An 11,664-nucleotide genomic window follows, 5' to 3' on the forward strand; every position below is an offset into this window, starting at 1 on the left:
TATCTCAACTGGTTCCCGTTTGGAAAAGCATGGATAAAAAGGTTTTTTATATTGCCGTTTGGGAAGTGCTGATGCTGGGGTGTGAGATGATCACCCTGTTGCCGGCACCATGGGGTTATTTTCATTACGGATGGTGGAATTTCACCATTTCGGCACTCGTAAATCCGTTCCTTTTGCTCAGTGTGGTCGGATTTTACAAATGGATTGTCTGGCTGGAAAACAAAAAAACTGTAACTGCTGAGCAGCAGCTACAGTGAAACGGTCCGGTCTTTCTGCCGGAGATAATCGGTATGATCATGGATGGTGGGGTCCTCTGTCTGGATGGTCGTATGGCGGATGCCGTATTTTTGTTCAAGCATCTGATTGACAGCCAAAATGACGTGCATCGGTTCGGATGAATGCCTGACAAATACATGGGCGGTCAGAGAACAATGGTCGGAAGAAATGTTCCAAAGATGCATGTCATGGACGTCTTCAACACCCTCAATTTGATACATATCTGTGCGGATCTGTTCTAAATCAAACCCTTCCGGCACCGTATCCATCAAAATCAAATAGGAAGCGCGGATGATTTTGGCACCGCCGTAAAAAATGATGCCGCCGATCACGATGCTGATGAGCGGATCAAAGAAATTCATTCCCGTAAAATAAATGAGCAGGGCGGAAACAATCACGCCGGCTGAATTCAATAAGTCACCGATAAAATGCCATAACGCGCTTTGAACATTTAAGTTTTCTTCTTCTTTTGTGCTCCGGTGCAGCACAATGGTGAGGATGATGTTCACAACAAGCCCGGTCACTGCAATGATAAACATCCACTTAAAATCAATGGGTTGCGGATGGACGAGGCGATTGATCCCTTCAATGAAAATACCGATTGAAATGCCCGCAAGCGTTAGCCCGTTCAGGAACGATGCGATGATTTCAAACCGCAAATAGCCGAATGTATATTTGCGGTTTGGCGGGCGTGTCGCCATGAACAAAGCAAGCATACTGAAGAGGAGCGCAATGACATCAGAAGCCATATGTGCCGAGTCGGAAAGCAAAGCAAGCGAATGCGAAATCAGACCACCAGCAATTTCAACAAACATGAAAAACAAGGTTAGGACGAGCGTTGCCCATAATGCTTTTTTTGATGCGGACTGGACTTTGACATGGGGAAGGTGGTGATAATCATATTCCGGCATCATCGCACACCTCTTCCTAAATAAACTTATTTTCACCTGTATTGTAGCACGAAGAAACGAAAAAGAATAGCGTTTATTCTCAATTAATATAAATTTTTTGAATAATTGAGAATGGGAATCAATATGGATTAGCGGGTTATTGCTGTAAACAAAAAGAAATAGAATCATTTATAATGCTTATTATATGATAAAAAATCAAATAGGAGCCTGCCCTAAAAGAGAAAAACCGCCAGAATCCTTTTCCCCGGCGGTTTTTGTGTGAAAGGCACGGCCTGAAAAAGTTTAACACGATTTCCCTTTACTCGACGGTTAAGCTCTTCGCCAGGTTGCGCGGGCGGTCAACGTCATAGCCACGTACGATGCCGGCATAATAAGCAAGCAGCTGCAGCGGGATGGCGGCCAGGACCGGCATGAGAAAGGGGTGTGCTTCCGGAATGTAGAGCACTTCGTCTACGACGGCGCTCACTTCGTCATCTCCCGTGGTCGTAATCCCGACGACATATGCATCACGTGCCTTTACTTCTTTAATATTGTTTATGGCCTTGTCGCGCAAATGTTCCTGGGTGGCAAGGGCAATGACCGGAACACCCGGCGTGATCAAAGCCATTGTGCCGTGTTTCATTTCTCCTGCCGCGTAGGCATCCGCATGGAGATAGGCGACTTCCTGGAGTTTGAGCGCCCCTTCAAGCGCCAGGACATAATCGAGCCCGCGGCCAATCAGGAATAGATGCTCCTGGTCGTTTGTGACCTGTGCAAACTGGTCGATGGCATCCTGCGTCATCACCAGGCATTTTTCCACGTCATCAGCGAGTGAATGAAGGGCATCGAGCAAGGCAGGGATTTGGCCTTCGCCGGAACCGTGCAGTTTTTTTGCCAGAACAATCGAAAGCAGGACGAGCGCCGTAATCTGGGTTGTATAGGCTTTTGTTGCAGCAACCGCCAGTTCCGGCCCTGCATGCGTATAAATTACGCAATCCGATTTCCGCGCCAGCGTGCTCTTTCGGTAATTGCTGATCGCGATCACCGCTGCCCCGGACTTTTTCGCTTCTTTCAAGGCGGAAATTGTATCCGCCGTTTCTCCTGATTGGCTGATGGCAATGACGAGCGTTTTTTCGTCCAACCGCCCGTGCTCACATCTGAATTCAGATGCAATCGCGGCTTCAACCGGTATATCAAGCATGGTTTCGAGAATCTTTTTGCCGATCATGCCGGCGTGATGGGAGGTGCCGCTTGCGACAATGGTGATTCTCTCCGGATCTGTAAGCTTGCGCCTTGCGAAAAAATCGTCCACTTCCGGAATGACGACACCGCTTTCTGTCAGCCGGTCTTTTAACGTGCGCTTGATTGCTTCCGGCTGCTCCATGATTTCTTTTAACATGTAGTGACCGTAATCCTGCAGGTTGAGTTCGTCTTGGTTCCAGCGCACGGATGTCTTTTCCGGCAAAATTTTCTCCCCGGAAAGTGTCTTAATTTCCACATTTGTCTGGGTCAAAATGGCCATCTCTCCGTTTTTAATTGGGTAAATTTCTTTTGTATACGAAAGCAGCGCCGGGATATCCGAGGAGAGATAAGCTTCCCCGCTGCCAAAGCCGATAATGAGCGGATTATCATAAGAAATGGCGATAATCTGGTTCGGGTGATCTTTTGCCATGATTGCAAGCGCAAACGCACCTTTTAATTGCGGAATGACGATCCGCACGGTTTCTTCAAAATTGCCGGTATCATAATGCGCGAGAAGATACGGAATGACTTCTGTGTCGGTGTCCGTTTGTAAACGATGCCCCTGCGCGATAAGGAATTTTTTTAATTGCTGGTAGTTTTCAATAATTCCGTTATGAACAACGTAGAAACGTGCTTCTTCATCACATAACGGATGGGAATTTTCAACGGTCGGCATTCCGTGTGATGCCCACCTTGTGTGGCCGATCCCAAGGCATCCGGCGGGAATCGGTTCGAGCTGGAGGGAAGCTTCCAGATCTTCGACGCGCCCTTTTTCTTTGCGGACGCCGATGGTTTTCATATCGGAGACGGCAATGCCTGCTGAATCATAGCCCCGGTAATCCAGTTTTTTCAGGCAATCGAGCAGAACCGGCTGTGCCGAATGTCTGCCAATGTACCCAACGATTCCACTCATCTTCTTCACCTCAACGTATCGCTTTCCTTCTATCACGTGTATTCCTATCTTCATGCTAACATGAACCGAGCGGGGAATAAAGCGATTGTGCTGCAGTCAGCAATGCCAGAATTTCCAAAGTATACCAGGAGGGATATTCGAGCACACGGACAAAAAGCGCAACCCGATCGGATTGCGCCTTTTGCCTCATCCAAATCTGATATTCAGATGACGTCCAGTACGGACTTATCCAAACCTGGCCTCAGATAAGTCCGGGGCTTCAAATAGTAGGCGGACACGAACCTTCACCGAAAGTATATCGGTTCCGGACGGTTGTCCCACTTGCCCGCTGGACAAATGCAGTGCCAAATACGGAAAATGAAGTTGCTGTCAAGTCTTTCATCAAAAACTTTACCAGTCCCTTCTTTTAAGATGTATTGGCCTTGCACTGTTCCTATTCCCGGCAGGCACGAAATAAAACAAACCAAAATATGGAAATCATGCTCTTTTCCGCTGCTCCGCCGCAGCCGGGATGATCGAAACATTCCCATACTTTGTGACCGACAGCTCCCCGCATCTGCCATAGTTTCCGAGTTTCGCATGCGGATCGGCATGAAGGCGGAGTTTTTTCAGCAAAGTGCCGGCTTTGACCTCAAGAAAAAGATCCACCGTCTGCTGTAATGCAAGCCAGTCCGCTAAAAGCGCAATATCAACGGCAGCAACAAAGCGCATCCTTCTTTGCGGCAACAGCCGGATCACAGCCGGAATCCGCCGCTCCTCCTTTGTGGTGCGGTTTTGCAAAATCACCGTGATGCCCGCTTCCTGCTTTGAGCGCGGCGGCAAATAGCCGATCTGGCCGAACCCTTTTAAAGAAAGGGCGCGGTTGCATAAGTCGCCGGCAAGCAGTTCCGCTTTTTCCGGTTGTAACCCAGGCGGCACGCGGACAGCGTCAGGAAGCAGATGGTCGAAATCATGCTTTCCTTTAAAGGCGCGGAAATCAAAGCAGCCGTCCGGCGTTACCGGCAAATACCCGCGCGAAACGCTTGCTGTTGCCGCAAATTCAAACGGCATTCCGTTGCGCAGGAAGAAATAGCGCGCCCGCACCAGCTCCGGTTCCGGCACATAGTAAACGGGAAGTATGACGCTGACTTTCACAAAACATCCTCCTTATCATTTCCAGTATATGCAAATCGTTGCGCTTTTATTGCAAATAAGATCAATTTTCGATAGAATGGACGGGGAATCACGATACGGTGAAAGTAATCCTGTGATCGCTCTGTTTGTGGATAGCCTCACAACCATGAGCGGTTATTTTTTGGCACAGATTTAAACATTGCATTCTCCCGTTTCATCATCTGTAGAAACGGGAATGGGCACAACTACCTTTCCACATCCGGCTCGCAAAAGACGGATGCTGCCCATAAGAGGTGAAGGCACGAACCCAATTCTATCAGTACCGGTATAAGCTAGAATTTCCAACGGCTGGTTTTCTTTTGGAACTTTTGGGAATCCGGCCCATATTTTCATATATATGCAACAGGCTTCAACCATTGGCATCACGCGGCCTGTTGCGATAAAATAGGCATTGTCGAAAAGTGGCGATGCTCGATGGAATACGATTTGCCAGCGATCCATTCACCGCTGGATAACATAGATTTTTTTCTGTATGGCACCGTTTAAGGAGCCGGCACAATGAAGGACTTTTTTTGAAAAAAATTTTCCCGAAAACCGCGCATCGGTCTGGCAAGGGAAAGCGAGGGGTAAACATGATGAAAATTCCCGGCAATATAGCAACCGGGACGGCACACGGAAAATTAATTTTAGCGGGGGAACATGCTGTTGTTTACGGACAACCGGCGATCGCGCTTCCATTCGATCATGTGAAAATTGAAACGGCAGTTATCCAAAAACAAGGCCCGCTCTCCATTGACTGCCGGTTTTACAAAGGGGCACTGGATAAAGCGCCGGAAAGGCTTCACGGAATCAGGGCATGTGTCAAAGAAATCCTCCGTACGTTAAAAAAGCCGGCTGAAAATTTGGCGATTAAACTGGAGTCGACCATTCCGATCGGGCGCGGGCTTGGCTCGAGTGCTGCTGTTGCCGTTGCCATTGTCCGCGGGCTGTATGCTTTTTTTGAAAAACAATTAACGAAAATGGAACTCGAACGGTTTGTCCAAATTGCTGAGAATTTTGCCCACGGGAATCCGAGTGGCATCGATATGATGGCGGTCATCAGCAATGATCCGATCTGGTTTGAAAAAGGAAAGGCGGCCCGGCCGCTTCCGTTTTCGCTTCCGTTTTATCTGGTGGTCGCCGATTCCGGGCGCGTGCATAATACGGCAATGGCGGTCGGGAGCATCCGTGAAAAAAGCGGTTCTGACCCGAAAACGGTGGAGTCCGCCATCAACCGTTTAGGCGAAATCGTGCACGAAGCGGGAAGGGCATTGATTGAAAAAGACGGACTGCATCTCGGCCGATTATTTAATGAAGCACATGCACAACTTTCCGTTTTGGGTGTCAGCGACGAAGGGCTTAACGCATTATGCGCTGCAGCACGCTCAGCCGGCGCACTCGGTGCCAAACTGACCGGTGCGGGCCGGGGTGGTTGCATTATTTCGCTCGCCGAAAGCAGGAAAAAGGCTTTAGCAGTTGCGCAAGCCCTGCAAAATGCAGGCGCCGCCCAAGTATGGCAATTTTCGCTGGAAGGATGACCGTTATTCCGCAATCATGCAGCACAGCCCCGAAAACAGGAGATGCTTCATGTAAAAGAGGCTCCCTGTTTTTGCTTGTAGCGGGCAGCTCTTTTTGTCCTTGTCTTCAAAGTCGGGCGAATCATTAGAAGGCATTTTCCGTTGAAGCGGCTGGCAAAGGGGCCCCGAAGCTGCTGAGCTGGGGAATCACGGTCAGTTGATTCTTGCAATAAAATGGTTTGCGGCATTTTCCTTTGGAGATAGTTGGTCAGGGCAGCCTTTTTGTCCGGCAGCGAGAATAGCATTGACAGGGAAGTACCTTTTCAAAGCAAGAAGGCATTTTTACTGGAAGGACGATGAAAGATGGAGGCAACAGCGAGGGCCCATACGAATATTGCCCTGATCAAATACTGGGGGAAACGGGACGAAAAGCTTTTTCTCCCGATGAACAGCAGCCTGTCCATTACGCTGGACAGGTTTTATACGACAACAAAGGTGGCTTTTGATTCCGCTTTAAAGGCGGACGTGTTTTTTCTGAACGGAAAACCGGCCATTGATGCGGAAACGACGAAAATTTCCCGCTTTATGGATAAGATCAGGGCCTTTGCGGGAGAAAAAAGATATGCCTATATAGAATCACAAAACGAAGTGCCGATCGCTGCCGGGCTAGCCTCTTCCGCATCCGGTATGGCGGCGCTTGCAGCTGCGGCTGTTAAAGCGCTCGGCATTGAGGTGGATGGGCGTACGCTGTCAATCTTGGCGCGCCAAGGTTCCGGGTCCGCCTGCCGCAGCATCTACGGCGGTTTCGTCGAGTGGCAAAAAGGTGAAAAAGCGGATGGCTCCGATTCACACGCGGTTCCGCTTCTCAGCGAAGACGATTGGGATCTTAGCATTTTATCCTGCTTGGTAGAATCAAAGCAGAAAAAAATTTCGAGCAGGGAAGGGATGAAACGGACTGTCAGCACGTCGCCGTTTTATAAAGCCTGGCTCGAAACTGTGGAAACAGATTTGGCCGCCGCAAAATCCGCGATTGCAGCGCGCGATTTTACGATGCTTGGGCACGTGCTTGAAGCAAATGCGTTAAAAATGCATGCGACAACGATCAGCGCCGACCCGCCTTTTTTATACTGGCAAAGTGCAACGCTCGATGTCATGCAGGAAGTGGCGCTTTTGCGCGAACGCGGGATTGAAGCTTATTTTACAATTGACGCCGGCCCGAATGTGAAAGTGCTGTGCGAACGAAAAGATGAAGAGACTGTATATCATGCGCTTTCTGCCATCCCGTCCGTCCGCGAAGTGCTGGTTTGCCATCCAGGTCCGGGCATTCAATACGGCCCGTTTTAATGCTTTTCGAAACGCTGGAACCCCGGCAGGAAGGCGCCAAAACATCCAGATGATGCCCTTTTTAAAAAATGCCGTTTTTCCTTCTGCAGCCGTGGCTGAAAAAACCATTTCGGCGGCACTGGCTGTTTCGCGCTATTTAACGGCACCATACCCGTAACGGGTTCTGGGCTGCTTCCTTTTCGTACGAGCATGGAAGTGCCATGGAACTTGTTTTGACGCGGGAAATGCAACCCCCGTCCGCTAGTTGGCCAGGGGGACATGGTCGAAAAAAAAGGCGTGCAGCAGGCATTGGATGTGATGCTGGCAGATTTGACGGGTCACCGACCTAAAAAGGATTGAAAGAGATGAACGGGATGCAATTTCAAGTAAAGGCGCCGGGTAAACTAATGATTGCCGGCGAATATGCGGTCATTGAACCCGGTTGCCCTGCTATGGTTGCCGCGGTAGACCGATACATCACAATAGAGGTAAAAGAAAGCACGGAAAACCTTTTTTCTTTGCCGCAGATTGGCATTCCGCATGCAGCGTGGCGTGTGGAGAACGGGGAAGTCCGCTTTGACCGCGATGACCCGAAACTCCGGTTTATCCAAAATGCGCTCGTCGTTTTTAACCAGCTGCTTATGGAAAAATCGATTCCGCTCCGCCCGCTTCACATTACGGTAACGAGTGAACTGGATGATCCCACAACAAGGCAAAAATACGGGCTCGGTTCCAGTGCTGCGATTCTTTCTGCCGTTCTTACTGCCCTTTTGCACGCCCACAAAGGGTTGCCGGAAACGAAGGAAGCCATTTTTAAACTGGCCGCTGTGGCCCATTTGAAAACACAGGGCAACGGGTCCGGCGCGGATCTTGCCGCTTCCGTGTACGGCGGCATGTTGAAATATGCCGCATTCAGGCCAGATTGGATTTTTTCCCAGTTGGAAGCGGGCTGCACAGTTTCGGAATTACTGGCAGAAAAATGGCCGTATTTGTCCATTTCCAAATTGGTACTGCCGCCGGACCTCATTTTTTGCGTGGGTTGGACCGGAAAAGCCGTGGCAACCGGGCCAATGGTGGAGCGCATCGGCAAATTGCGGGAGGCAGCAACGGAAACGTACACGGCATTTTTGCAAGAAAGTATCGCCGCAGTGGATAAACTGGCGGAAAGTTTCATGCAGCAAGATACGGCTGGCGTATTTGAAAGCATCCGGCAAAACCGGCGTGCTTTGCAGAAACTTGAAGCAGCAGCCCATACCACCATTGAAACGGCGCCATTGAAGAAACTGGCAGACATTGCCAGCCGTTTCGGTGCCGGCAAATCATCGGGCTCGGGTGGCGGAGACTGCGGCATTGCCTTTGTAGCAGGGAAGGGAAAAGCTGCCGCGTTGAAAGCAGCATGGGAAGCTTCAGGCATTATCCCACTTGCGCTTCATATCTCAGAACAAGGTGTGTCCATTATGGAGTAAAAATCCGCAAAAAAATGCGGATTTTTTGCTTTTCTGTGGAAACAACGGAAGTTCCACCCCAAGTAAGCTGCATCCCGGTTGGTACATATATTCTCAATCATTTGCTTCTCCATACTCCTTTTGAAATAATAGAAAAAAACGAAAGGAGATGGATTGGATGAAAGTTCTTGTTGCAGGCGCAAACGGCAAGATCGGAAAAATGCTTGTGGACCTTTTACAAAAAAGTGACCGCCATATTCCGCGCGCCATGGTGCGGAAAGAAGAACAGGCTCAATTTTTCAGGCAAAAAGGGGTGGATGCGGTCATATCCGATTTGGAAGGCACTGTCGATGAGCTGGCGGAAGCGGCGAAGGGCTGCGATTGCATTGTGTTTACCGCTGGTTCCGGCGGGCACACGGGCGCGGACAAAACGTTACTTGTCGATTTGGATGGCGCGGTGAAAACGATGGAGGCGGCAGAAAAAGCAGGCATCAGCCGTTTTGTTATCGTGAGTGCGCTCCAGGCCCACCACCGCGAAAACTGGAGCGAGGCCATCAAGCCGTATTATGTTGCCAAGCATTATGCAGACCGCGTGCTCCAGTCAACCAAGCTGAATTATACGATCATTCGGCCGGGCGGCTTGCTGAACGAACCCGGCACCGGAAAAGTCGAAGCGTCGGAAAACTTAAAACGCGGCACCATTCCGCGTGAAGACGTCGCACGCACCATTCTCGCAAGCCTCGACGAACCGAAAACATACCGGAAAGCATTCGACCTCATTTCGGGAGATACACCGATTGAGGAAGAGTTGAAACGCTTATAGAAATGGGCAAATCAAAAAAATGCAATTTGCTAAAACCCCCTCCCTCCTGCTTCATAGAAGAAGGGGGTTTCATAAAGGTTCGGCTTGCTGGATGCATGCATTCAGCAAGTCCTGCTTCAATATTTGCCATGCAGGATGAAGCGCAGTAGCATCCATTTGTTATCAATGATTTATATGAAGGTGGTGTTTCTAGTTGGGAGAGCAAAATCATATTCCAAAAAGAAAATTTGCTTGGGCAGACAAATGGATCAAGATGACTGGCGAGCGAGCAAGAATTGATGCAAAAGTAAATAACACTTATATTGTGTACGAGAAAAACGGCAAGTTGGTAAAGGAATATCCTAATGGAGATATAGTCCCATTAAAGCATAATGGTGAGTCATAATGCATAAGCATAGCCCCATGTTTTATGTATTTGCGGGGAATAATGGAAGCGGAAAAAGTACAATAAGAAACTTAATTATTGACAAAATTGGTATTGATATTAACATTGATCCGGATGCTACAGCAAGAAAAATTGATCCGGATAACCCTGAATCAAAAAGGGTAACAGCGGGAAAAGAAGTTATAAAATCAGTAAATGAATACATTCAAGAAGGTAAGGATTTTTCTATCGAGACAACGCTTGCTGGTGGAAATGTCATTAGACAAATGGAGAAAGCAAAAGCGATGGGTTATAAAATTACCATGTTTTACGTAGCTCTAAATAATGTGAATCAGAATATTGAACGGGTTGCAATGAGAGTTAAAAATGGTGGGCATGACATCCCAACTGAGGATATCCTCAGACGAAATAAAACGTCTTTTGAACATCTACATAACTATGCCACTATGGCTGATAATCTTGTGTTAATCGACAATAGTCTATATAACGGGGAAATTGTTTTGGAAGTAAATGATGGTCAGATTACTTTTGAAAAGAGTAATTTGCCAAAATGGGCTCTTCCTGTCTGGGAACGATTTAAATGACATTAACTATAACCTGAATCCGTGACGAAAATCTAACAAACATCGGTAATAGGTAGTTTTCCCAAGTGTGGATTTCTAGATATAACTGATTATTCATAAAATATACTTTTGTAGTTTTAGTAGGTAAATATTTCCCTATTTCATTTATTTTAGGGCATGACAAATAAACCTGCAAATTTCCATTTTTTGCAAGTTTTCTGGTTTGTTTCGGCTTTTCTTCTTATCGCTTATTACCCTGGTTGTCTAGTAAAAGGCATCGTATAAGCGAGCAAAAGTCGGCAACCATTTGTTGGTCGCTGTCACTTTTAATTTCCATTGCCGACCTTGGTAAACAAGCTTTGAAGCCAGTGTAATCATATTCTGGATGACAGTTCGGATTCTTCTTCGTGTTGCTTTCTTTTTCAATGGTGCATCTTGTTTTTTCAAGCTTTCTTGTCCGATCAAACGAAGTAAATTATACGCAAATACACCAAAATGGAGCACAAGGCCATTCGTTTCATATTTGCCCGATGGCAACCGTTCCAGATCCAGTTCTGATTTAATTTCACTGTGAAACTGTTCGCATGTGCCATGGTCATGATAGAGAGAGATCACCACATGAGGCGGCACTTCAAGATCTGTCCAGTAGGTTTCAAATTCATATTCAGGAATTAAAAAAATCTGGCCGTCTCTTGAGATGGTTCTTTCGATCACTTTAAAGACTTTTCGGATGGTTCGTATCTGGTCTTTTAATTGAATGGTTTCGGGGATGGATCCAAGGTAAACCTTCTTTCCTTCCCGTTCTTCACAGCAGATCCCATATTTTTGGGCAATATGAAGCCAGTCTTCTGCTTTTTCCTTACGAGGATTGCGTTTGATAACAAAGCTTGCATGTTCTTCCAAGAAAATGATGAGATTATCCCGGCTGTCATTTCCGGAATCAAGCCTGAAAAGCAATGGCTGATCCGTTAATCTCCTGGCAGATTGGATGGTTTCCTTGATAAAATTCGGCGTACCTTTTTGGCAGTGGTTATTTCCCTTTCGCATCTCAACATGCAGGCAGTAGCCTTCCTGCCCAATGTAACCGAACATAGGTGCATAACCGTCGCAGCCTTTATAGGTTCTTTCCCCGCGG

The 11,664-nt window shown here is 47.8% G+C and carries 12 protein-coding genes; 7 read left to right on the top strand and 5 right to left on the bottom strand.

What is annotated here, in order from left to right; translation table 11 throughout:
* The first annotated feature begins 29 nt into the window (after positions 1-29).
* A complete protein-coding gene (locus P9687_RS08220; protein ID WP_225620943.1) occupies positions 30-257 on the top strand; it encodes a hypothetical protein in 228 nt (75 codons plus the stop codon).
* On the opposite strand, the gene P9687_RS08225 is transcribed toward P9687_RS08220, so the two are convergent.
* From P9687_RS08225 to P9687_RS08240, 4 genes are all read right to left on the bottom strand, one after another.
* Entirely contained in the window at positions 249-1,190 is a 942-nt protein-coding gene (locus P9687_RS08225) for a cation diffusion facilitator family transporter (RefSeq protein ID WP_017550699.1), read from the bottom strand. The genes P9687_RS08220 and P9687_RS08225 overlap by 9 nt on opposite strands.
* 295 nt (positions 1,191-1,485) lie before the next feature.
* Positions 1,486-3,321 (bottom strand): glutamine--fructose-6-phosphate transaminase (isomerizing), encoded by a 1,836-nt coding sequence (glmS, locus tag P9687_RS08230; RefSeq protein ID WP_014096341.1) that lies wholly within the window; start codon positions 3,319-3,321, stop codon positions 1,486-1,488.
* A gap of 477 nt (positions 3,322-3,798) precedes the next feature.
* A complete protein-coding gene (locus tag P9687_RS08235) occupies positions 3,799-4,455 on the bottom strand; it encodes a hypothetical protein (protein WP_328228429.1) in 657 nt (218 codons plus the stop codon).
* Positions 4,456-4,626: 171 nt separating this feature from the next.
* The gene (locus tag P9687_RS08240) at positions 4,627-4,935 is read right to left on the bottom strand and encodes a hypothetical protein (protein ID WP_328228428.1); all 309 of its coding nucleotides are present in this window, start codon (positions 4,933-4,935) and stop codon (positions 4,627-4,629) included.
* Between the two features lie 131 nt (positions 4,936-5,066).
* On the opposite strand from P9687_RS08240, the gene mvk reads away from it, so the two are divergent.
* The 6 genes from mvk to P9687_RS08270 all read left to right on the top strand — a co-directional run bounded on the left by mvk (position 5,067) and on the right by P9687_RS08270 (position 10,550).
* Positions 5,067-6,011 (top strand): mevalonate kinase, encoded by a 945-nt coding sequence (mvk, locus tag P9687_RS08245; protein ID WP_230090504.1) that lies wholly within the window; start codon positions 5,067-5,069, stop codon positions 6,009-6,011.
* A 342-nt stretch (positions 6,012-6,353) separates the two neighbouring features.
* Positions 6,354-7,334 (top strand): diphosphomevalonate decarboxylase, encoded by a 981-nt coding sequence (gene mvaD / locus P9687_RS08250; protein ID WP_328228579.1) that lies wholly within the window; start codon positions 6,354-6,356, stop codon positions 7,332-7,334.
* 344 nt (positions 7,335-7,678) lie between these two features.
* Positions 7,679-8,779: a phosphomevalonate kinase gene (locus tag P9687_RS08255; protein ID WP_328228427.1), complete on the top strand. Its 1,101-nt coding sequence runs from the start codon at positions 7,679-7,681 to the stop codon at positions 8,777-8,779.
* Between the two features lie 157 nt (positions 8,780-8,936).
* Entirely contained in the window at positions 8,937-9,581 is a 645-nt protein-coding gene (locus tag P9687_RS08260) for an SDR family oxidoreductase (RefSeq protein ID WP_276210845.1), read from the top strand.
* Between the two features lie 193 nt (positions 9,582-9,774).
* Positions 9,775-9,966 (top strand): hypothetical protein, encoded by a 192-nt coding sequence (locus tag P9687_RS08265; protein WP_017550691.1) that lies wholly within the window; start codon positions 9,775-9,777, stop codon positions 9,964-9,966.
* Entirely contained in the window at positions 9,966-10,550 is a 585-nt protein-coding gene (locus tag P9687_RS08270) for a zeta toxin family protein (RefSeq protein ID WP_017553215.1), read from the top strand. Before P9687_RS08265 ends, P9687_RS08270 begins: the two co-directional genes overlap by 1 nt.
* 243 nt (positions 10,551-10,793) lie before the next feature.
* Here P9687_RS08270 and P9687_RS08275 read toward each other — a convergent pair.
* Positions 10,794-11,664: IS1380 family transposase (locus P9687_RS08275; RefSeq protein WP_328228886.1), on the bottom strand; the 871-nt coding region annotated here is incomplete at its 5' end.

Origin of the sequence: Weizmannia sp. CD-2023, assembly GCF_036225245.1 — a bacterium.
Taxonomy (GTDB): Bacteria; Bacillota; Bacilli; order Bacillales; family Bacillaceae_C; genus Weizmannia; species Weizmannia faecalis.